Source organism: Halomonas smyrnensis AAD6, assembly GCF_000265245.1.
Classification (GTDB): domain Bacteria; phylum Pseudomonadota; class Gammaproteobacteria; order Pseudomonadales; family Halomonadaceae; genus Halomonas; species Halomonas smyrnensis.
The window spans coordinates 1-22,844 of the sequence record NZ_AJKS02000005.1; the positions used below are offsets into that span (position 1 = coordinate 1).

The following is a 22,844-nucleotide window of genomic DNA, read 5'->3' on the forward strand; positions in this document are numbered from 1 at the left end:
CCCTGTCCCGCGCACCAAGGAGCACTTTTCGTGGCCTGCTGGAGCTGGTGTGATGATGGCTGATCATGACCCCGCTGATGATGACGGCGAGGCGCAATCCCGTGAAGTCTTGCTGGCGCGACTGTATGCCGCCGTGCCAGCACTGGCTGAGGTGGCAGGGTTGTGGTGGCCGTCATCGTCTAGCCATATTGTGAACACGGAAACAGGCGCCGATTTAACCGGGTTACGTGGTCAACGATTGTATTGGGTGGCTCGTGATGCGCGGGACATAGAACGGGCCGGTAAAGCTCTGCAGACCTACTTATGGGCTGCTGGTGACGGTTGGGTAGAGGTGGGCGCGGCCGGGCAACGGCTCAAACGTACCTTGCTGGATGCCAGCGTCTGGCAGGCCAATCGTCTGGACTTTGCCGCTGGCGCTGAATGTATCGCGCCACTGGAGCAGCACCGCGGAGAGCCGGTATCGGTTGGCGGTCCCGTGGTCTTGCTGGATACCCAGACAATAATCCCAGATCCGGATCCAGGCACCTTGGCCGCTGCTGAGAAAAATCGCGCGGCTGCCATGCTGGATGCCAAGCCTGAGGCCGATCTGATACGAGCCGACTATATCGAAACCCGTGCCAATGAAATGGCTGGCAGTGACGCTGATGACGAGGTATTGGAACGCAGCCGGGAAACTGTGCGCCGGGTTTTAAGTCATGGTGTATTGGCTGGGGACTTCACCATCACTCTGGTGGACGATGCTGGTGTCCAACATCGTGTGACCGTTGGGCAGGTACTGGATAACCCCGCGCGCTACCACAATACCCTAACGTTGGATCCCGTCGAGCCTGAATATCAGAACAGTAAGATAGTGGGCAAGCTGTACTTGATGGGAGCCCGCCCGATCCTGTTTTCCTTCGCGCATGGTGGCAAGACATTTAAGCTGAATAGGCCGCCCGCCTACGTGGAGCTTGTCAAAGGGCGCACCGTGGATGTTGTCGAGCAGGTGCTGGGCATCATGCGCCGAGCACCGGACATCTTTGACTTTGGCGGCCCGTTGGTGACTGCGATGGGAGGGAGCATCTACCCTTTGGATGAACATGCCCTAAAGCATTGGCTTGGGGGAGCGACTCAATTCTGGCGTTGGCAAAAGCTGAGGAATGACGACAGAGTTGAGGTTCTGGAGGACCCACCGGTCAGCGTAGCTAAGATGCTATTGTCGCTTGGCGAACGCCGTGTCTTGAAAAGCCTTAAAGCCATTATCACGGCGCCCACCTTGCGCTTGGATGGCTCGTTGCTAGACCGCCCGGGATTTGACGAAACAACTGGCCTTCTACTGGAAATCGACAGTGACGTAAGCCGCCCGGTGCCTATGCAGCCGACAGAGCAGCAGGTAGAAGAAGCTTTAGAACGTTTGATGAGGCCTTTTGCTGACTTCCCTCTAGTGGCTCCTGTAGATAGAGGGATATTGTTTGCTGCAGTACTGACCGCAGCTGTGCGCCCCATACTACCTACTGCGCCAGCAATTGGTTTTGATGCACCTGCCCAAGGTAGCGGTAAAACCCTTCTAGCCAAGTGCGTGGCTGTCTTGGCGCTTGGAGAGGTCCCAACTATATGGCCGCATACTCACGCACGCGACGATGAAGAGATCCGTAAGCGTATTATGACCATCTTGATGACTGGTACTCGTGCTGTGGTTTGGGATAACGTAATTGGCGTATTCGATAGCGCCGCACTGGCTGGTGCCCTGACCTCTCAACAGTATAGCGACCGAATTTTGGGCAAGACGGGGAGCGTTAATATTCCCAATAAAGCGATGTGGTTGCTGACGGGAAACAACCTTACCTTGGCCGGTGATTTGCCGCGACGCATCCTCAAGTGCCGCATAGATCCCGAAACAGATAGCCCTTTCGCCCGCCAGTTTGATCTAGACCCTGAATCGTACTGCCAGCAGCATCGCCAAGGTATGATTGTCGACGCGCTGACGATTATTCGCGGCTGGCTGATGTCTGGTGATTCACCAGCTCTTGGGAGCATGGCGAGCTTTGAAGAATGGGACTCCATGGTAAGGCAGACAGTGGCATGGGTAGCAAATCGCTTTGATCCGAAGGGAGAATATGCTGACCCGATGGAAGCGGTAAGTGCAGCCCAGGCGGCTGATCCTGAGCAGGAGCAGTTGGACTCGCTGTTGTGCTCACTCTCAGATGTATTTGGCAGTGAGCCTTTTTCCGCGAAAGACGTCAAGAAGATCCATGATGATTTTCACGACCCCCGGTTAAGCGATTTCCACTACTCTGAGAAAAGGCAAGCACTTGCTGAAGTCATAACAGAGTTTCGGAAAGCCAAGCTACTGACTGCTCGTGCAGTGGGGAATGTTCTCAAATTTAGAGCTGATCGTGTGGTCAACGGAAAGCGCTTGCGGCGTCGTGATGGTCGGGGTGGTGTTTCGTTGTGGATTGTTGAAGAGGTTCAGTAATAATTAGCCCAGCGTGGTTGCTTTGGTTGTTCTGGAGAGTCTATTTCCCGCCGCAATGGCATAGGTAACTCAAGAAATAAAGATGCCTTCTGTATGTAAGGGTGAGTATAACCAACCAGAGCCACCAGAGCCACCGATCTGGCGAATCTTCAATCAAGCTATTGTTTTAATTCAGACTTTTGTGGGTTTTTATCGTGATTGATCTGCTATGACCATGCTTTTTACTGCCAGTTAGGTGATTTGTGGATGGCCATTCTTGAAACATTTGAAACTAGAAACGTACAATCCAAATTTTGGGGTAAAGTGAGATTATGAACAAGTCAATAGAGATTCAGCAAGGTCGTGCAGAGACCATCCAGGATCTCGCAGGCTACCTACTTTCAAGCGAGAGTGGAGTGATATGCTCATTGGCTGAAAGAATTATTGAGCTTGCCGCGCTTGTTCAGGAGGATCTTCAGATTGCTCTCGATTCTGAACCCTATGGAACTGTCAGCTGTTGTGATGATTCCATATCAGGTCCTAGTGGAAGTGAGTGCATAAATGTGAGGTGTCGGTATGAGTAAAGGTCGACGTATGAAGAAGAATCATCGAGGAGAGCACCCTGCAAGCCTTGCCAATCTCATGCCAGCAGGACCTGGTAATCAAAGAGCGCGAAAGCACGGTGCCTATTCCCGATATCATCCCCCAGAAATAATTGAGCGCATAACCCCTGAAGCACCAGCCCCAGATCGCCTAGAGGGACTGATTCAGCTTGAGGAGGCAAGGCTTCACTCCTTACTGCAGGAGAAAGCTCGTTGGGATGCCAAGCTTGAGTACTCTGAGCTGGTTCATAATGACTATACGTTGACTTCAATTCGGTCAGACTCGAACAGCACCGTCGCTACCAGAGAGAGGCCAGATTTTGAGCAGTTGATTGATAGGTCAATGGGGAGAATCAGCGCTTTGGTAAGTGAAAAGGAGCGGTTGGCTGCTACCCCGGCTTATGTAGCCGGTCAGGTTAGCCAGCTACTTGATAAAGCCAGCAATGAGGGCATGACTGCTGCAGAGACGGCCGAGCTGTTTGAGCGTGCCGGTATCGAGGCTACTTTCAGTGTCAAGCAGCGTACTCGCGCCGAGCTGGCCTATGCCGAACCAGTCGAGCCCGAGGGCGGCATGACCGACGATGAGTTGGAGGCTTTGTCCGCAGAGTATGCCGAGAAGGCCCAGGCCGAGTCAGACTGGCTGGCTGAGCGCCGCGAGGAGGTTCAAAAGATCCATGCTCAAAAGGAAAGGGAGCGAGTAGGATAATGAGTATTTCCGATTTTACAGCCGAACAGATTAAAGAGGTCACTGACTTGGAGGAGGAGTACGGATTCCCTGGACTAATCATCGCGGCGGGTGATCCAGAAATTTCAGAAACCCTGTCTCCTTTCCAGCGCCAGCATGCATTAAATTGGCTCTTTATTGCACGTCATCGCTTTGGTGAAGAGCTCAGTAGACAGCTGGGTCGTCAGCCGACTTTGAGAGAGCTGGCTGCTCGACTAGAACTGTCTGTTTCTTTTTATCAGCGTAGACGAGAGCGAGCGCAACGCAAAAAAACTCAGCGCTAGCGAGTACCTGAAAGTGTTCTGCCTCGCCTTGGGCGAGGCAGCCTCTATCCCTGGCCGAAGTGCGGCAAGGCCTGCTCGGCCCATGCTTCGCCGTTAGGACCTGGCGGAACCTGAACGTTTTCCAGCACCACTGCTACCTTCATGCCCGGGTGCCGCGTACCCAATGACCTGTGTCAGTACCGATGCAAAAAGTCCCCTGAGTACTGAAATAAGGTGTCCTCCACTCTGCCTCGGGGCTTTATTCATATTATGAACCCTTAGCGGTAGCGAAAGAATGGCATAAAGCTATTTTTCAATGCCTCGCTGATTAATATTCTCTTTCTGTCTTCAGGGGAAAAGTTGCTAAGGCTTTTAGTCCACTCCCAAGACAAGGCTAATATGTCATTCTCGTCAGCTGATAATATAGCTTGGTCCGTATAAGCCTCTTTTATCTCTTCAACAAACAAGTCTGACAAGTGGTTTCTATCTTCCTCTTTTAGGTTTGCTTTCTTTCCCAAAAACTCAGAGGTTTTCGCTTTAAGGAGGCGAAGCCTTTTTTCATTTTCTACATCAATGCTTTTTATGTTTTCTTTTGGAGTAAAGTCTTCGCTCAGTAGGTGGGCGATATTCTCGGAAAGTCTTGATACTGGCTTATTGGAAGTGTTGATGTTGTTTTCGTGCCAGGATAAAAAGTAGTCGCCTCCATGGGATTTGGACCTCGTTGCCTTAAGAGGTTCATTCAATCTATTTATTTTTATCCTGGGGTTTTCATGTTGCATTATTAATAAGTTTTTTTCAGTAATTTTCCTATCCCAGCCAAAGCTTGTGTGCATGAAGCCCTTAATGAAATCGGGAAGGAAGAGGCTTCTTTCCCTGTAGTCTTCTATTGTATGCTTAGGGATACTTTCAAGATCCCTGCCTAGTATGTGACTGGCCAAAGGGGTGTCGTGATTCAGTTCAGTTACAATAGTTGTCTTTTTTTGGCTTCGGATGATCAAGCATGGTCTTTCGACAACAGTAAATACACTGCCGCTTTTCCTAATGGATTCTGCATATTCTTTTGCTGCGGGAAGCGAACTGTAAAAGCTGTTGGCTTGGTATGTTACTACCCACGTAGAGTGCCAGGCATTACGCCCCTCAATAACGTGAAATGTCTTTCCCTTTTCTATTTTTGTAACCGTATCTGAGCCTCCGTGGTTATATTTGTGAAGCCTGCGGTATTTATGATTTATATTCATGTTGCCACTTATCCTTACTAACGATTTTCATTTTTTCAACTTCAATGTTCAGGTTGGCTTGGAAGCCCAGCCCTTTAAGCTCAGATGATTTCTCTACGTTGCACGAAGGATACGCCGAAGTCCTCAGGGTTGAGACTGAGTTTGATCGAGTATTCCTTGCCGTCCTGGTCCGCGAACTCGATTTTATTCTTGCCCTTACCTGGCGGCGTCCTTAACCTCAGTTTCATTTTCAACCATCATGCCGTTGACGCTCACGATGGAATACCCAGGCTGCAAAAGCCGATAGAAGGGCGATGTGGTGAGAATTTCATAGACGACAGCACCATGAGGAGCCACTTTTTCTGGGATGACACTGGCGGATGTTTCCTCGGCCTCGTCACTTGCAGGCGCAGGCGCTGATCCGCTCTTGGTAAAGGCGGAAGGTGCCGGTGCATGACCAGCCGTGATGCGAAGCATGTCGCAGCTGTTCTGGTAAGTGCTGTTGAGGATGCTGAAGATGGCCACGAGCATGGCTGCACCGATGACTGGGCCAAGTGCAGCACCCCGAACGATGTAGTTGGTCTGTTCCGCCCAGGTGACGTCCCCACGGTAGCTCGTCTCGGCACTTCGACTATGCCTCCGGTCCCTATCATCATCAACCCGATTAACAAGGCGAGCGCCACCATGAACCATGCGAACGTCACTCATCCATCCCAGCGATGGCGGTCTGGCAGTTGGCTGTTATCCATTCCCTTTGCTCCTTCCGGCTGTCTTCTTGAGCTCGGTAACAGGCTAACTGACGCTTTGATACGCTGCCACACCCTCTCGCCCGGAATCACGCTCTGAGCGTTTTCCTGCCTGGGGTAGAGAAATTTCTACATCGAAAGAAAACGCCCTTGGGAGCGTCCTAGGGCGGTCTGGAAGGATGCTTCGTGCTGATTATCGGGTTCAGCTCACTTCCGATGGCTGTGCCATCCAGTGGTATGCCGGCAAGTGTCAGCCTGGCACCCGAACCAGCGAGGGTCATGGTATGGCGCTGACCGGCCCGGAGGTGCGCTTGTTCAGGGTAGAGCAACACCACCGACCCGCAGCTATAGGCTGTGGCATAAGCGCTCAGCTGGTAGAGATCCGCCGCGGAGAGTGCAGCCAGTGGGTCGGGCCCCTCGATGCGTTTCCACTTGGTGTCCAGGATGATCACCGGCCGCCGGGATTCGTCCAGCAGGCTGATATCCGGCCGCATAAGGAGCCGGCCGCGGCCGTTCTCCTCGTGACCCAGATAGCGCCGCGGACCCTGCTCCATTAGCTTGAGCCCCTGCCTTCGCGCCAGCGGACGCAGTCGGGAGGCGGTGTAGCGCTCGAAGAGCCGGTTCATGTCGAACAGCAGACTGAAGGCCTGCTGGCTCCCCGAGCGGGCATCCAGGAACTGGCCATCCAGGAAGAGGTGGGCCAGCGCCACCAGCGGGGCGAAGCGGCTCTGCATCCGGTTGAGCTGCTCGGCCGTGGGGCCACGCTCGTGGGGTGCCAGGGTACCGACCCCGCTGAAGCGCATGCGCAGGGCGTGGAGCTGCTGGGCGAGCAGGGGGCTGGTGGCAAGTGAGATCACAAGCCGCAGCGCGGAGTGCAACAGCCGGTTGACCGGTATGTCGGCAACCAGCTCGCTATAGCGGCAGGCCAGACGCTGGGGCTTGAAGAGGTTTTCGCGCTGCTGGCGCACCAGGTCGATGCGGCCGCGCACCTGGTCCAGAGTGTCGTCGATATCCTGGTAGTCGCGCAGCAGCCCCTGCTGCAGCTGTCGCTCCAGCAGGTGCGCGAAGTGGCGGATGAAGAGATCAAGCAGGGTGGTGCGACTGGTGGCCAGCCCGGCGCCGAGCGTATCGACTGCCTCCAGGTCACCGGCGCAAGCCAGCATGGTTAGCAGGGTATCTCGCTGCTGGGCTTCGGTCTGGTAGGGCGTGAGCTTGGGCAGCACCTCCACCTGGAGGCCGCCCACCTGCACCACCCCGCAGAACTGGGTGAACTTGACTCGCCGATGACCCCACTGCAGGCACCCAGCTGGCAGCAAGCTTTCAGCGGAGGCCAGGGCCTCCGCTTCGTGTGGTGCCAGTTCACGATCCTCGCCGACCTCCAGCCATCCGTGTTCGTAGGCGGTGAGTTGCCTCATGCCTCGGCTTCCAGCGACTCGTAGATCTTCTTGATGGCGTCGGCGCTGATCTCTCCCGGCGCCTTGACCTGGTAGTCGGGCCGTTCGGGGAGCAGGTCGTCGCTGCCGGGGAAGAGGCGGGCCGGATCTAGGGTCTCGGCGGTGATCAGCTGCTGTTCCACATCGGCCCCTTCGTCTGCCAGAACGCGGCGGATCTGCTGCCAGTCGTCATAGAAGTACTCCGCAAGCATGGGGATGATGTCGTAAACCATCACCCGACGCAGGGCCTCGAGGTCCTTCACCTCGGTGAAGTAGGCGTGGCCGAAGGTCTGGTCGCGGTGTAGCAGGTAGCGCAGGCGCAGGTTGATCGCCTCCAGCAGGACGCGCAGGTTTAGAAGCCCGCCTTCGCCGTCGGGGATGTAGCCGTCCCCCTGGCTGCCAGGTATTCGCTTGGGTTCCGGCATCAGTTCCTGGAAGTGGAAACGCCGGCGCAGCGCGGCATCCATCAAGGCGATGGAGCGGTCGGCGGTGTTCATGGTGGCGTAGATATCGAGATTCTTGGGCACCCCGAAGCGCTCACTGGAGTAGGGCAGCACCAGCTCGATGCCCTCGACCAGCTGGCCGTCCTCGTCCCACCAGGCGCGCTTGTCGGCCTCGATGAGGGTGATCAGCTCACCGAAGATGCGCGAGATGTTGCCGCGGTTGATCTCGTCTATGAATATTGCGTAGCGCTGGTGAGGGTCCTGGCTGGCCCGTTGGCAGAACGCCTTGAATAGCCCATCTCGTACTTCATAGCTGATGCCGCCGTCTTCGGTGGTCTGTGGCCGGATGCCCTCGACGAAGTCTTCGTAGCTGTAGGACTGATGGAAGGTCACCGTTAGGTGGCGTCTGATGCGGGCGTCATCACTGGCAGGGCCTTGCTTGAGCTGAGTGAGTTTCTCGCGCAGCTCTTCGCCGGTTTCCTCCCACTCGCCGGTCAGGATCCAGCGGCCGCCATGCTGTTTGTCGAAAATCAGCGGTGAGATGCGCTTCTCGGGCGCGGTCTTCACCGTGTCCGATTCCAGCACCGAGTGCTGCTGGAGGGCACCCCAGCAGGTCTGGCGCAGGTGCGGATTGTTTGCCCGCCCCTGCACTCGTGCCTTAGCCTTGAAGTAGGGATGGATGAGCAGCTGATTGACGCTGGCGTTCCCGCCCAGGTCTGCCAGTGCCAGCGCGATGGCTTCCCACCAGGCGGTGCTCACCAACTGCTCCTCCAGCCACTCCCCGGTAGGCGCCCGCTTTGCCTCACTCTCGTAGAGGGGCATCAGATGGGTACGCAGGTGGTAGGTCTTGCCGGTGCCGGGAGGCCCATAGAAGATCGTGTTGATCGGCCGGGTGATCTGGATGGCTTGTTGCCTGGGGGTGTCGGCCTTGGCGGTGGAGACCTTCACGGGTGGCAGCTTCTCCCATAACTTGCCGACCAGCTTGGCTGAGAGTGACTTGATCTCGATGCCGGAGCCCTGGGGGGACCAGTTCTGATCATCGGGGCTGCCGACCTGGAGGTCGGCCATGCTGATGTAGGCGTCCACGTCGGGGTCGCGCAGGTCGGTCAGGGTGATATCGACGAAGCGAGCCGTCTCGCCGTTGGCTGCGCGGTCGGGGTTGTAATGCCCATCCTCGTACGGGGCCGAGGCGATGTTGCCCCGGGCGATCAATCCGCGAGGCTCCTGTCCCACGCGCACCAGGTAGAAGGTGTCGCCCTCGCGGGGCTGAGTGGAAGCGGTGCGCCAGGGCAGGGTGACGTTCTCGCCGCTGGCGATCTTCAGGCGGTCGTCCTGATAGGACCTCCAGGGCCAGTGCTTCGGATTCCAGGCCATCAGCCAGGTTCCAGGAGTCGGGCGCCACTGCTCCAGCCAGGGAGTGTCATAGAAGTCCACTTCAGTGCCGTGCTCTTCCTCCAGTCGCTGGCGCAAGGCCAGTAGTGCCTGGTCGACCTCACGTTCCGAGAGTTGGCGGAGCCGGCGCTTTGAGAGTCCCTCGAAGGCCTCCAGGATCTTCTCCTTGTCGAGGCTGACGGAGATGTACTCGAAGTTGTCCGGGAAGAGCAGGTAGTTGAGGATATGGGGCAGCTGGCGGATGCCGTCGCGGCGCACGGAGCCCATCCAGTCGGCGAAGCCCCATGGATCTTCTGCCTGGTGCTGCTGCTGGTCAGTTGGGAGCGACTTGAAGGCACTCATCAGGTCGATCAGGAAGACCAGCTCGCGCCAGCGGTGAGTATTGAAGCCGGTGCCGGTGCTGCCCACGCCTCCGAGGCTTTCATCATCGAGACCCGGCGCCGACTCGGGGAACGCTTCCCCACTCAGCTCCCAGATCTCCTTCACCATGCGGCGCTTGGTGTCGGGCTTGATGTTGCTCGAGAAGAGCAGCAGCAGCCAGTTGAGCTCCGCCATTAACTGAATGGCAGTGGGAGAGCTGTCGGCCAGCTGCAGTGACAGCTTGTGAACGTAGCTGTCGCCGCCTTCGATGGGGTTCTGGGTGAAGTGGCGATCCAGCTCCTCGAGATTTTCGTGTGTCCAGAGCCTCTTATCGCTGAATAGGCTGCCGTCATGAAGGAGGCAGGTTTCCTTCCAACGCTGGGCGGCGGCCAGCAGGTGCGTGGTTTCGTGCTTGTGGCTATAGCGGCTCATGCGAAGGCTTCCTTGTCGTTCGCAAACTGTTCGGCCAGCGCATCAAATGCCTCCAGAACCCGGCGCTGGGTGCGGTATTCGCCGAACTCGGCAATCTCCTTCCGCTTGAGGCCGGGGAAGGTGACTGAGGGGTAGTCGGGGCCCATGACGTCAGCGGGGTCGAGGATATAGCGCAGCTCGTCGCGGGTGAGGCCGTAGAGGTGGGCGTAGTAAGCGTCGAGCTCGCAGCGCAGCTGGTGGCGGCGTTCCGAATCCCACCCGAAGGGTGCGCACTCGTAGCCGAGGTCGCGGGCGAAGGGCGCCAGGTCGTGGCTGGTGTAGGTCAGCTCCAGAACCCGCGGGACGATGTAGTCGAGGGATTCTTTGTCGTAAGCCTCGGGCGGCAAAACCGGGAGCTGCTTGATGATGAAGAAGTTCATATGGGTGCCGCCCACCTTGTGTCGGGCAACGAAGTCGAACACAAGCGAGGTCAGATTGGCCTGCAAGGCAGCCGTCAGTCGTGCTCCGGTTGCTACTGGTAGAATGCACAATGGGAGGTTGTTGCCGACGGCTGATAGCGGGATGAGACTATCAATCGTGGTGCGCTCATCAGTAGAGCGGCAGATATCGCGGAAGCTCAGTAAGTAGTGGGGGCAGCGACCGAGTAGCAGGTCCTCCACCAGCGCGAAGCGATCTTCACCGCCCTCGAAGCGTCCCAGCCATTCGCCGAGCTGCTCATCGGACATTGGATGAGCCTCGGCCAGCTCGCGAGCGGCGAGGCCGGCCCTGGTCTCTTCGGCCTTGTCGAAAAGGCTGGCGGTGTTCCCTTGCTTGACGACCTGCTGGCCGAGCAGGCGCGAGGCGTAGTCGGTCTCGCCACGCACCAGCAGCAGGCCGGCGAGCCAGGTGCGCAGGGCCCTCTCCAGCTTGTCGCCATCCTCCTTCTTCAGGCCCTTGAGCAGGTCCTGGGGCACATCGGCGGTGCGAAGCACCACCTCCCACTCGTTGACCCAGTAGCGGGGCAGCGGGGCGAAGTCCGGGTCGGCCTTCTCGGTTTCCGTGGTGTCGCGGATCGTCTCGCCATCGGTATCGTAAGTGGCGAAGCGATGGTCGTAATGATGAACCATCTTGGCTTCGTACAGTGGCAGGTAGCGTTGGCTTACAAGGTGGAACTGATTGCCCTCTAGCTGAGCACCAGAAGTATTCAGCTTGTCATACCTTATAAAAAGGTGACTGGCTGAAGTCATATTAAACAGTCCCTGCTTGATATTGACCCCCCAAGGGTTGCTGATTGGATCTTTTTCACGCTCAAATACCGGAACTCGCTTGTAGATTCCTCGTGTGATCTGAGCGTCCCTGTCGGCGCGGAAGGTGGGGGTGGTCAGTGTGTTGGGGTTGATCCTTAAGAAGTCGCCTGGCTCGAGGTGAATGCGACGTGATTCATCCGTGAGGTCGGCTTCATTGGTGGCATAGAAGAGTAGCTCTGCTTCCAGAATGTCATGTGCGAGCGTCAGTAGGCAGAAGGTGTAGCGGGAGTCGACTCGCTTGAACATCTTCTCGCGATTTTCGATGTCGAGCAGAGACGATAGGTATTGTCCCTCAATTATTCTTTGAAAGAACAACTTGTTGGAATCATCTGTGGCGATGCCTCGCTGCACCACAATGCCGGCTCGCCCTTGCTGGCTATATAGACCAAGAGCCAGCTCTGAAAATAGTGGGTATAGGTTGAGCTTGCCGTGCGCCGTAAGGGCAAAGCGGCCACTTCCGCGATAGAAGCGATTGGCGGCGGCGAGGGCGAATCGTGTACTTTCATACTCTGCGTGGAGTGCGGGATTGCTCTCCTTCAAGCTCCTAATAGCCTGCTTACGCGTGTCGCCGGCGAGGCCTGCAACATCCGGGTCACGGGCGGCGAAGAATTCTTCCTCCGAAAGTTGGGAAACCTCCCACGGCGGGTTGCCCAGCACCACATCGAAGCCAGGGGATTCGCGCTCGAAGACTTCCGGGAACTGCAGCCGCCAGTGGAAGAAGCGGTTCTGCTCGGCGCGCAGGCGCACCTCGGCCTCGATCTGCGGATCGAGCTCGTCACGGTTAGCGGCCATCAGCACTTCGTTTGTGACGATGTGATCCTTCAGGTGTTCGGTCTTGGGGATGAAGAAGGCGGCGGTCCAGAGGTCCTGCAGCAGGCGGGCGCGACGGGCCTCGGGACTCTCCTGAGTGGCCTCCCACTGGTGTCGCTTCTCGGCGATATCGGCCAGCGACTCTTCCGGTAGCTCCTCCACCTCGGCCATCTGCCGGGTGTTGATGCGCAGGTCCACGGCTAGGGTGTCGGCCATAGCCTTGTTGCGCTTGCGCAGTTCCTTGAGCAGTTCGTCGTCCTCACCTTCTAAGGGCTTAAAAGCCTCATTAGGAATGCCACTCTCCAGAACTGTCGGGTCGAAGACGCCGATCAGGGCGTTGCCAGGCTGGATATGGCTGTCCAGGAAGGTGAGTGGCTTGCCGGGTTCGAGCGCCTCCATCCAGAGGGCGGTGCGGCAGAGCTCCACCGCCATGGGGTTGACGTCCACCCCGAAGATGCAGTGCTGGGCGACCTCGCGCAGGGCGTGCTGGAACTGCTCTGGGGTGGGCTCGTTGTCCTCGGCATCCAGGCGCGCGATTTCCCGGGCCAGAGTACGGGTGGCGGCGAGCAGGAAGTGCCCGGAGCCACAGGCTGGGTCGACGATGCGCAGCGCAAGCAAGGCCTGGCGCGGCTGTTCGCGGTGCTCTTCCAGGCGCTGGCGGATCACCGGCTTCAAGGCGGTGTCGATCAGTGACTGTACCAGCACGTCCGGGGTGTAGTAGGAGCCGGTGAGCTTGCGCAGGTTGCCTGCGGTGGTATCGCCATCATCGAGCCCCACAAAGCGGAACTGCCAGGGTATATGGCTGACGGCGGGCACCAGCTCGAGGAGGGCTTCATAGACGCTGCCCAGTTCCTCGGCGTCCATGTTGGCGTAGTCGGTGGCGACCAGGCCACGGCGGACGTCGCTTCGATGCCAGGTGAGGGCGCGCATCGCATTGAGCAGCGAGCGGTTGTCGATCAGTGCGGCATCCAGATTGGGACACTGCGCGGCATCGAAGAGCCCGCCCAGGGCCGGCAGCGCCAGCAGTGGCTGCCCGCCGGCCAGGCCTGCAAGGGTCTGCTGGAGCGTCAGCCAGAGGTCATGGTGGCGAGGCTCGAAGCGGTGGGCCTTGCGTGCCGCCTGGCGCAGCAGCTCCAGGCTGTAGCCCTCGCGGTAGCGCTCACAGGCTAGCGGGTCACTACCCGCCGGGTGGAGCAGGTCGCGGGCCTCGGCGCGCAGCAGGAACAGCAGCCGGTAGACCAGGCGCAAGAGCTCCTGGTAGTAAGCATGAGCGTCCAGCTTGCCCTCGATGAAACGCTGGCGCAGGGCGTCGTTCTCGGGGTGGGCGAGGAAGCCATCGCCCAGCGCCTTCAGGGCTTCGGTAACGCCCAGGCGAAGCTTGTCGAGCAGGCGCTCTCCCTGCTCCTCGGCCTCTTCCCGCCACAGCTCCAACCAGCAGGAGGGGTTGCCATCCAGCTCGTGGGGTGCGAAGCGGCTGGCGTGCAGCAGTAGCCACAGCCGGCGGAACTCGGGCAGGCGCTCCTCAGTGAACAGGCTGGCCAGGTCGATTTCGACGAAGGCGGGCCGGGTCATGGAGGGGTTGTCACGCAGGATGCGCAGCCGCTGACCGTCGCTGACCAGCCCCCAGTGGACCTCGTCGCTGGCGTTGAGGTACTCCTGCAGCAGGCCGGTGGGGCTGCGCCGCCGACCCTCGTGACCGAAGCGCGGCAGGCGCTCGTCCATAGCATCATGCTTGGGCGTGCAGAGCACCAGCGGCACGGCACCATCAAAGGCGTAGTGAGTGATGGGGAAGTGGCGCTCGCCGATCACCCGGGCGTGGCCGGCCTCGGTCAGGTCGCTGAATCCGAAGACCTGGGTGAGCAGGCTTTCCATCCAGCTCTGGGCGGTGGCGGTGGGGTCGGAAAGATCCTCGCGTTGGCGCTTGCCGTTGAAGCTGGCCCACTGGGCCTGGGCGATACGCCAGTAGCGGCCGATTTCGTCGCGCAGCGTGAGCCCCTTGGGGATGGCGTAATCGCTGGGCTGCTGGCCGGGGAGCTGTAGTGCATCGAGCTGGTTGAGCAGATCGGCGGGCAGCAGCCCACCTTCCAGGCGGAAGAGCGTGTCCTGAGCGGCGTCCCTGCGGTTCATGCCGGCTCCTTGTTGATTATCAGCGTGTCTCAAAATCCTGCCTCCGGCATCAGCACATAGACGCCCAGTACGTCGGCGGGCAGCTGCGGCTTGACCTCGAAGGTTCCGCGGCCGTCACGCTCGGAGTCGCGCACGCGGCGGTGATCCTGCAGCAGCTTGCGGCCGTGCTCGCGGCCAATCTCATCCAGCACCTCCTGGTGGCTCGACAGGCGTTCCAGTGCCGTCTGCACGGCACGTTCTCGTACCTCGGGAGAAGTGTTCTGGGTGGCTTCATGGGTGAACCAGTTCACCGCTTCCTGGGTGGGGAGGGCGCGGGGTGGCTGGTTGCCCTCCAGCACCACGGTGACGGCCTCCTCGGCGAGCATTTCGCGGCGATTGCCTTCGCGTACCAGGGTGAGGTTGGTGCGTAGGCGCAACAGGGCGACGATCACGCGCTGGGAGACAGCAGAGGTCGTAACGGCGCCAGCACGGCGAGCGGGGCGATCCGCATCGCTGCCGTTCTCGTCCAGCGCGCGTTCGGCCAGTTCGTCGGCCAGCACGGTGACCAGCGGGTGGCTGCGATGGATATAGCTGACGCCGCGGGGTAGCGGCAAGGCGAAGCCGATGGCGTCCAGGTGCTGGATGCCGTGGCTCTCCAGGCGCTCGCGGATGGAGCGGGTGAGCGCGTCCCAGCTCAGGCGCTGGTGACTGTCGCTATTTTCCAGCGGGGCACGCAGGGCGGCCAGGGCCTGGGTAACGAAACGCTCCACGTCCTGCTGGCTGCCCAACACCTCCTGCATGCGCTGCCACTCCGGCAGTACCGCCTCGGGCCGGATGGCCTGCTGGGCGAAGATGGTGCGGTTTCGACGCGCCTTCTCGCGTGCGCTTTCCCAGGCGACCTCGACGCGACTATCCAGCTCGTGGACGCTTTCCATTGGCTCGTCGAAGCCGAGGCCCATCTGGCTCATGCCGCTGTCGGTGCCGCGGGTGAGCAGTACGGTTTGCATGATGGCCTGAGTGACACGGTTCTCGTCCTCCGGCATGGGCACGCTGACGCCGAGCGCCTTGCGGATGGCCTCGGCCTTGCGCAGGATCACCCGCAGTACGGCACCGTCCACCGGGTTGTTGTCGCCGTAGAGCATCAACGCCTTGACCTTGGGAGAGCGCTGACCGAAGCGGTCGACGCGGCCTTCACGCTGCTCATGGCGAGTGGGGTTCCAGGCCAGGTCGTAGTGGACCACCGCATCAAACACCTCTTGAAGGTTGATGCCCTCTGAGAGGCAGTCGGTGGCGACTAGGATCGGCGCCTCTGCCTCATCGGCCAGGGCCTCAACTTGCTCTTCGCGCTCGGCTGGATGCAGCTCGCCGGTGACGCAGGCCACCCGATGCGACTTGAACTTCTTCTGCAGCTCGTCGGCTACATACTGGGCGGTGGCAATATAGCGACAGAACACCACCGGCCGATGGCCCTCTTCGAGGACGGGCTTGAGCGTGGTGATCAGATGCTTGAGCTTGGGGTCCTTGGCAGGCCCATGGAGATTCCCGGCACGTTCGATCAGGCTCTCCAGCAGCGGGCGGTCCTCAAGCTGTGCACCGGGCTCCAAGTCGTCCTGGGTGTCGTCGCTGCTGTCGAGAATGGTACGGCTGGCCTGATCGTCCAGCTCGGCCGCGCTGGCTTGCTTGTCTGCGTTGTGAATGCGGTTCTGCAGGGTGCGAACGGCCGCCGCCGGGGAAGAGGAGATGCAGCGCAGCAGCGCCAGGGCGGCCCACCAGTGCAGGCGCTGGCTGAAGTGGTCGAGGGATTCGGCGCGGTCGACCAGCTCCCGGGCATAGTCCACCACGTCCTGGAACAGGGCCTGCCACTCCCCCTGCATGCGGTAGGCGCTTTCACCCACCTCGCGGTCGGGGAACTGGGTGTTGTCCTGCCACTCGGCAATGTCCTGGCGGCGGCGCTGCACCATGTGGTGGGCCAGGCGCTGGCGCAAGGGGTTACGGGTGTCGTCGAGACGCTCGAGCTGGGCGAAGGCGGGATCGAGTAGTCCCAACAGATTGCGAAAGGCCTCCTCGTCGCCGCTGTGGGGGGTGGCGGTGAGCAGCAGCAAATGGCGGTCGGCATCCTCCGCCAGGCCGCGCAGCAGGGTGTAGCGCTGATGGCGCGACTGGGCGCTGCTCTGCACGCAGGTGTGGGCCTCATCGACGATGACAAAGCCAGGGCAGCTATTCAAGAACTCGTCGCGGCGGCGATCGGACTTGATGTAATCGAGGCTGACCACAGTGTAGGGGTAGCGTTGGAAGATCGACTCGCTCTGCAGCAAGTTGCGTTCGAGACGAGCGGCGCTGTGGCGACTGACGATCTCGGGACGTAGGTGAAACTTCTCGGCGAGTTCTTCCTGCCACTGTTCGCAGAGGTGCGGTGGGCAGAGCACGGTGAAGCCCTTGATCTCGCCGCGGTCGATCAGTTCGCGCACGATCAGTCCTGCCTCGATGGTCTTGCCGATGCCGACGTCGTCTGCGATTAGCAGGCGTACCACCTGCTGGCGCAGGGCCATTAGCAGCGGCACCAGCTGGTAGGCGCGGGGCTCGAAGGCAAGGTTGCCGATGGCGCGGAAGGGGCCGGCACCGGCGCGCAGCTTGAGCAGCAACGCATCGCGCAGCAGCAGGCCAGACTGACGGCTACCATGGCGAGCCTCAGCCGGATCAGGGGCGGGGAAGAGCGCCTGCTCCACGGCCTCCAGGGCGGCCAGTAGGCGTACTTGGTCCTCTTCGCCGCTACCCAACGGGCGCAGGTAGAGGTCCTCGTCGCTGGACCCCGGAAGCACTATCCACTCGCGTCCGCGAGCCTTGACGATGCTGCCGGGCGTGAAATCGGGTCGCGTCATGGGCGCATTCATCAGGGCTGTTCCTCATAGGTAGGGTGATCAGACGGCGTCATGGCACCGAAGACGTCCGGGTGGCGGGCGAAGAGGGCAGGCCAGCGGGCGGTCTCCTTCGGGAAGCGCAGCACCAGGAAACCGGCATCTTCGAGGTCACGGGTCTGGCGTTCATCGATCATGCGCCGCTCGGCGCTGTCGTGATGGGGGCCGTCGACGAAGATCAGCGCGCGGCTGTCGCGATAGGCAAAATCAGGGCGCACACCAAAGGCCTCAAGATAGGGCTGGGCGGCATCTGGCTGGCGCAGGCGATGGGTGTTCAGGGCGTCGAGCCAGGCCTGCTCCAGGCTGCTCCCGCTGGCGCGGCGAAGGCGGTCGCTCTGGTCGCCCGGGGCATGACCGCCGGCACCGCTGGCCAGGGTGAGGTCGGTCAGCTGTGCCAGCCAGGCCAGCGCTTCCTTATCCTGGCGGTCGATCAGGGTGTGATCCGGCTGGTTGAAGTAGCTGAGGATGCAGCGATAGCAGCCCGCCTCGCAATCATCCGATACGTTGTGCCACTGCGACACGGCTTGCTGGTGCCAGGGCATGGCCTCGTCAGCGCGTTGCCAGTGCATCAACTCAAGGGCGGTTGTGGCGACACTCTGCCACGCCGTGGGGTCGGTGGCCAGGCGTGTGAGCACGCCGGCGCCCCCTTCCGCTGCCTCATAGAAAAGCAGGGCATTGCGCTCCAGGGGACTGGGCAGCGGCTCGGCCATCAGCTCGCTCTCCTCGAGCTGGAAGTTGAGCTCGATGCCCCGCTTGATGGCATATTGGAGAGTGGCCGCGGTGGTGGGTGACATATCCAGCTTGGGGCGTATCACCAGGGCGTTGCGCCGGTCGGCCACATAGGGTGAGATTCGCTGGCGCTGGTTGACCGGCTGGTCGGCATCGTCGTCGTCGGCCTCCTGCTCTTCGTCCTTGATCCAGTTGCCGTTGATGGGATCGATCATGAAACCGTCGATGGCGGTGTTCTTGCGCCTCTTCCAGCCCAGGTTGATGCGCCACAGGTGCGCCTGCTGGGCATATTCCATCTCGGCGAGCAGGTCATCGGCCTGGCGCATCTCGCTACGGACTACCTTGAGCTGGCCATTCTCCTCAGGATACTGGAGCGTGGTGCGCAGGTCGTAGCCCTGGCGCATGCGTTCTTCCTCATCGCAGGTGATCCGCGTGACGGGGCGGGTGGCGACGTTCTCGATGCGGAAGAGGTTATGTACCTGCTTGGCTTCGGCCAGAGGCGTGCTGCAGGCCACGCAGAGGTCGAGGTCGAGCTGCTCGTTGAAGTGCCCATAGCCGCAGTTAGGGCATAGCCGGACTTGCTGTTCGGGCAATCTGGCTTCGTTCATTTGCTGCTGTTTCACGGCCCCCAGGATCACACGTTTGACGCGATACTGCTGCCCCTCGTGGTAGATCAGGCTTAGGGGGCCGAACTCCGAGATGGCAAGGAAGCGCGGACGTGAGAGGACTCGACTGTGGCTCTCCCGGCGCCCTTTGCGGGTGCCGGGGATGAAGGCGGCCAGCGGCAGGCGCGGGAAGTTATAACCGGGTAGGAAGCCTTGACCGGCCAGGTAGCGATAGGTCTCGAAGTCCGATTGGCGCCTGCTGTTGTCCTGGAGCAGGCTGAGCTGGACGGAGCCTTCGTCGAAGCGGCGCTTGGCGACCTCGCGCTCCTTTTTGCTGCTGCCGGGATTCATCATCAGCTTAGAGGCTTCTTCGATCTGGCTGAGGGTGGAGGTATAGAGCTCGCGCCAGCGATCGAAACAATCGTCGAGTGTGGCCATGGCCTGGTTGAGCTTACCCTCAGCCCAACGGGCAGCGGCCGTCTCCAGCGAGTCTTCCTTGGAGAGCCAGACCCCTTGGGCCTGTGCCAGCTCGTCACCGAGAAGCCGAATAAGGTGAGCACCTCGTCGCTGGGCGCCCTTGAGTACGGTCTCTCGGCTCAGATCCTGGTGGTAGTCCTCCATCAGCGGCTGATTGTCCTTGGTGACGTCGATCAGCTCGTTGATCGCCGACGGTAGTCGGACGCCGGTTTCAGCGAGCCAGGTAGCATAAAGATGACTGCTTACCAGCTCTTCGTTGGCCAGGTCGAGCATTGGGGGAGTGACCTGCCCGTGTACCATGCGACGCGGCTCACGGAAGAAGTACTGGTCGTGGGGGCTCTGGGCGGCGCAATAGGTGATGACCAGAGCGGGTTGCCCCGAGCGCCCGGCTCGCCCGCTGCGCTGGGCGTAGTTGGCCGGCGTAGGTGGCACGTTGCGCAGGTATACGGTGTTGAGCGAGCTGATATCGACACCCAGTTCCATGGTCGGCGAGCAGAACATCACACGAAGATCGCCGGTACGGAAGTCTCGCTCGCGCTCCTCGCGATCCTCTGGGTCCACCTGGGCGGTGTGTTCATGGGCCATGAACTGAAACCAGTCCTGCTGCTGCTGGGTCAGGCTCTGGGCCACGGCCTGGTAGAGTTCGGTGAAGTAGGGGTTCTGGCTGGCCGCCGGCGCCAGCGGGTCTCGCTCTGGCTCACCCGAGCCAAGCTTCCAGACCAAGGCTTCGCCGATCAGCTGGTAGCCCTGGAGCTGGCTGTCATCGTCGATTTTCACCGATTGCACCAAACCGTATTCCTCGAGGGCAGTGAGGATGGCGTCAATCAGCTCGGGCCAGTTCTTGTCGTCGAGCGGGGTGAAGGGAGCACTGCCCCAGATGCCCGGTTTCTTAAGCTCCTGGGCCAGGCGCGAGCGACTGCCGAGGGAAACCAGATCGAACTCACGATTTTTGGGCCTCGGGCCGGTGATGGCGTAGTTGGCCTTGGCCATATCGCGAACATCACCCGGGCGCCACTTCTCGGTCAGGTGGGTGTAGGCCGCGTTAACGAACTTCTCATGCTCCTCGTGATCGAGGTAGCGGGTGTGCAGGCAGAGATTCTTGCGCAGCACGTCGAGTACCAGCTTGGTGACCCGGAAGCGTACCTCGGGATCGGCCTTGGCCAACATGGGCGGGGCCTTGTCCCAGAACTCCTGAAGCCCAGAGAGCTCATCGAGTCCGCCGTATTCGATCCTCAACAGGCCGACCTGCTCCAGGTTGGGGACGGTGTAGCGCCAGCCCCGGCGGAGGTCGTGATAGGCACGGTAGCCAAGCACGTTGCGCATGGCCTCTTCGGCGCCGCGGCGTGCATGAGGCGCGCGTACATCGGGTTTTTCCAGGAAGTCGGCACGCACCTTGGGATCACTGCTGTTCAGGCCCAGGGAGTTGAAGATGTGCTGGGCCAGGTCTTGATCGGTGAGCTCGGTATTGCTGCCACCATTCAGGGAGGCGAGGATACCGGCGCGCACCAGCAGGATCTGCATGAAATCGTTGAAGTGGCCCGCCTGCAGGGCTGCATCCTGTCGGTTGTCGCTGAAGCCGAGGAGCTTGCGGGCCTCGTCGGCCAGGTCATTATCGGCGCCCAGCAGGTAGCGCAGTGAAGAGAGCGTCAGAGTGGTAGTGGCGGAACTGCGGCCCTCGGCGGAAAGCGAGCCGAGTCGGGTCCAGTCGCGGCCGGCCGTATGGGCCTGTCCGCAGGAAAGGCAGAAGCGAAACCCGCCAGGGATGTAAAAGCCACGTTCTCCCTCCAGGCCCTGGGTGCCGTCAGGAAGCACATGCACCTCCTGAGGACGGTACTTTTTGTAGTGGGGCTTGAGCTTTGGAGGGTCCTTCTTGAAGTCCAGCCAGTTCTCGGGGTACTCCTCCTCGTTCCAGTGACCGAGCATCAGGAAGCCGTAGGTGGTCTCTTCCTCGCCCTTGGCGGTCTCCTTGATATCGCGTGGCTGGAAGCCCATCTCGCCGGTCTCCGGAGAGGCGTCGTGCCAGACCGGGTAATACTCTTGGCCGCAGCCGCGGCAGAAGTGGACGGTATAGAAGCGACGGTCGCGGTCCCCGGGCACGAACTGCTGGCCGTGAAGGTCCAGGTAGCGTTTCCCCGGCGCCTCCAGGGTGGCATAGAGGTTGCCGGCCCCCGAGATGAACTGGTGCAGGCGGAAGGCGAACAGCGGCTTGTCGTTGATATCCCGCGCACGGTAGGCGAGCAGCAGGAAGTGTGCAAGGTAGGTCTGGCAGTGGTCTGGCGCCTGGCCAGAGGTCTCGGCGAGCAAGCCGGCGGCTTCCTCAAGCGTTTTGGGCTTGGCGCGCACCCAGCCATCTTCCCAGACGATACCCAGTGTGAGCTCCACCCAGGCGGCGACCGGTTGCTGGCGAAGCTCCTCGAAGGAGGCGGCTTCATTCAGCGGGATGGTGAGGGCTTTAGACAGCGTCTCCTGCGTGGGCATGTCGCCGGGAATCTGTCGTTGAAGGGTCTCACCGATGATGTTGCCGGCCGGGACATTCTGGCCAAACAGCTTGCTGGCCACTTCGGCGACCTTGGCCTGGCGATCCTCGCGGCTGCCGTCGGTGGCCATGGTGGCCGAGGTGCCGATGCAGACTAGATCAGGGTTCATGCGCTCCCGCACCCGGCGAACCAGCATGGCCACATCGGCACCCTGGCGACCTCGGTAGGTGTGCAGCTCGTCTAGGACGAGGAACTGCAAGCCGTCGGCGTGGCGGATGACCGCCTTGTCGCGCTCGTTCTGCCGCGTCATCAGCAGCTCGAGCATCATGTAGTTGGTGAGGATGATGTCGGGCGGATTGTCCTTGATCCGTTCGCGCTCTTCCTGGCTCTCCTGGCCGGTGTAGCGGGCGTAGGTGACAGGCTTGCCGTCGCTGGGGAAATCAGCCAGGAATTTCTCCAGCTCCTCGCGCTGACTGTTGGCCAGGGCATTCATGGGGTAGATGACGATCGCCTGGATGCGAGGCGTGGGGTCCTCCTCTTTAGACTTCAGGATGGCATCCACCATCGGTATGAAATAGGCGAGCGACTTGCCTGAGCCGGTACCTGTCGTCACCACGTAGGGCTCGAATTTCAAACAGAAGTCGATAGCCTGGCGCTGGTGCTTGTAGAGTGATGCTGGCACCCCAGGTGAAGTCTCACTCTTGCCGAAGCGGAAAATCTCGGCGGTGCGTGGGTGTAGCACGCCCTGAGTGGCGAGCGATTCCACTGTCCCTTCGGTGACATAGGAGGGGTTGATCTGGATGAGCGGAGAGGGCCAGTAGCGGCCGCCCCCGTACTCCCCATCCAGGAAGGTGTTGATGTCATCCGCCTTGGGCTGGATGAAGGAGCGGGTAAAGTCGCGGTAATCCTTGACCAGCTTATCCCTGAACTCGAAAACGTCCATGTGTCCCCCTACGTAATCTGAGTGTCGCTGCGATCGGTTGCCGGCTTCTATAGGCTGGCTGTGGCTGACCGCTGAGCTTAGCACCCTAAGTCTACCAAGTAGGAGGGGGAGGATGGTGCGTATGAGGTATTGGTGAGAAGGCGGCCGCCGGCTCAAAGTAGTGATCAGGCGAAGGAATGATAGGGAAAGAGTTGTTCGTCGCTGGTTGTTGCTCTCGTATGGAACCCATATGGAACCCATATGGAACCCACGAGAGCTACAACGAAAAACCGCCACCCGGAATGACCCGTAAGTGGCGGTTTATCTTGATATTTCTGGTCGGAGCGACTGGATTCGAACCAGCGACCTCTGCAACCCCATTGCAACGCGCTACCAAGCTGCGCCACGCTCCGACGTTCTCTTTTGGGCTTGTTGCCGTTGGGCGTGTCCCCCGAGAACGAGGCGTATATT

At 60.2% G+C, this 22,844-nt stretch carries 10 protein-coding genes and 1 tRNA gene; 3 read left to right on the plus strand and 8 right to left on the minus strand.

Annotated features, from left to right (window positions below; genetic code table 11):
• From UYS_RS18420 to UYS_RS18430, 3 genes are all read left to right on the plus strand, one after another.
• Nucleotides 1–2,455, plus strand: a 2,455-nt coding sequence (locus UYS_RS18420) for a hypothetical protein (RefSeq protein WP_237738433.1), incomplete at its 5' end; no start/stop codon positions are given.
• 573 nt (nucleotides 2,456–3,028) lie between these two features.
• Nucleotides 3,029–3,742: a hypothetical protein gene (locus UYS_RS18425; protein ID WP_156821567.1), complete on the plus strand. Its 714-nt coding sequence runs from the start codon at nucleotides 3,029–3,031 to the stop codon at nucleotides 3,740–3,742.
• Nucleotides 3,742–4,044, plus strand: a complete 303-nt coding sequence (locus tag UYS_RS18430) for a hypothetical protein (RefSeq protein ID WP_156821568.1) — start codon at nucleotides 3,742–3,744, stop codon at nucleotides 4,042–4,044. The genes UYS_RS18425 and UYS_RS18430 overlap by 1 nt, the downstream gene beginning before the upstream one ends.
• Before the next feature lie 257 nt (nucleotides 4,045–4,301).
• Here UYS_RS18430 and UYS_RS18435 read toward each other — a convergent pair whose 3' ends face one another.
• The 8 genes from UYS_RS18435 to UYS_RS0207105 all read right to left on the minus strand — a co-directional run bounded on the left by UYS_RS18435 (nucleotide 4,302) and on the right by UYS_RS0207105 (nucleotide 22,786).
• Nucleotides 4,302–5,261 carry a hypothetical protein gene (locus UYS_RS18435; protein ID WP_156821569.1) on the minus strand — a complete coding sequence of 320 codons (960 nt, stop codon included), beginning with the start codon at nucleotides 5,259–5,261 and terminating at the stop codon, nucleotides 4,302–4,304.
• Between the two features lie 195 nt (nucleotides 5,262–5,456).
• Nucleotides 5,457–5,771: a hypothetical protein gene (locus tag UYS_RS18440; protein WP_156821570.1), complete on the minus strand. Its 315-nt coding sequence runs from the start codon at nucleotides 5,769–5,771 to the stop codon at nucleotides 5,457–5,459.
• A gap of 376 nt (nucleotides 5,772–6,147) precedes the next feature.
• On the minus strand, nucleotides 6,148–7,401 hold the full coding sequence (locus UYS_RS0207080) for an McrC family protein (RefSeq protein WP_016854809.1): 1,254 nt from the start codon (nucleotides 7,399–7,401) through the stop codon (nucleotides 6,148–6,150).
• Complete coding sequence (locus UYS_RS0207085) at nucleotides 7,398–10,046, minus strand: McrB family protein (RefSeq protein WP_016854810.1); 2,649 nt, start codon at nucleotides 10,044–10,046, stop codon at nucleotides 7,398–7,400. The genes UYS_RS0207080 and UYS_RS0207085 overlap by 4 nt, the downstream gene beginning before the upstream one ends.
• Complete coding sequence (locus UYS_RS17085; RefSeq protein WP_016854811.1) at nucleotides 10,043–14,269, minus strand: Eco57I restriction-modification methylase domain-containing protein; 4,227 nt, start codon at nucleotides 14,267–14,269, stop codon at nucleotides 10,043–10,045. Before UYS_RS17085 ends, UYS_RS0207085 begins: the two co-directional genes overlap by 4 nt.
• Before the next feature lie 29 nt (nucleotides 14,270–14,298).
• Nucleotides 14,299–17,127 (minus strand): helicase-related protein, encoded by a 2,829-nt coding sequence (locus UYS_RS0207095; protein WP_026068401.1) that lies wholly within the window; start codon nucleotides 17,125–17,127, stop codon nucleotides 14,299–14,301.
• Between the two features lie 11 nt (nucleotides 17,128–17,138).
• On the minus strand, nucleotides 17,139–22,394 hold the full coding sequence (locus UYS_RS0207100; protein ID WP_016854813.1) for a DEAD/DEAH box helicase: 5,256 nt from the start codon (nucleotides 22,392–22,394) through the stop codon (nucleotides 17,139–17,141).
• A 315-nt stretch (nucleotides 22,395–22,709) separates the two neighbouring features.
• A tRNA-Pro gene (locus UYS_RS0207105) sits at nucleotides 22,710–22,786 on the minus strand.
• Nucleotides 22,787–22,844: the final 58 nt, after the last annotated feature.

Excerpts from the sequence above, each read along its gene's own strand:
- UYS_RS18430 (WP_156821568.1), top strand. The coding sequence starts at position 3,742 with ATGAGTATTTCCGATTTTACAGCCGAACAGATTAAAGAGGTCACTGAC.
- UYS_RS18425 (WP_156821567.1), top strand. The coding sequence starts at position 3,029 with ATGAAGAAGAATCATCGAGGAGAGCACCCTGCAAGCCTTGCCAATCTC.
- UYS_RS0207085 (WP_016854810.1), bottom strand. The coding sequence starts at position 10,046 with ATGAGCCGCTATAGCCACAAGCACGAAACCACGCACCTGCTGGCCGCC.
- UYS_RS0207100 (WP_016854813.1), bottom strand. The coding sequence starts at position 22,394 with ATGGACGTTTTCGAGTTCAGGGATAAGCTGGTCAAGGATTACCGCGAC.
- UYS_RS18440 (WP_156821570.1), bottom strand. The coding sequence starts at position 5,771 with ATGCTCGTGGCCATCTTCAGCATCCTCAACAGCACTTACCAGAACAGC.
- UYS_RS17085 (WP_016854811.1), bottom strand. The coding sequence starts at position 14,269 with ATGAACCGCAGGGACGCCGCTCAGGACACGCTCTTCCGCCTGGAAGGT.
- UYS_RS0207095 (WP_026068401.1), bottom strand. The coding sequence starts at position 17,127 with ATGACGCGACCCGATTTCACGCCCGGCAGCATCGTCAAGGCTCGCGGA.
- UYS_RS18435 (WP_156821569.1), bottom strand. The coding sequence starts at position 5,261 with ATGAATATAAATCATAAATACCGCAGGCTTCACAAATATAACCACGGA.
- UYS_RS0207080 (WP_016854809.1), bottom strand. The coding sequence starts at position 7,401 with ATGAGGCAACTCACCGCCTACGAACACGGATGGCTGGAGGTCGGCGAG.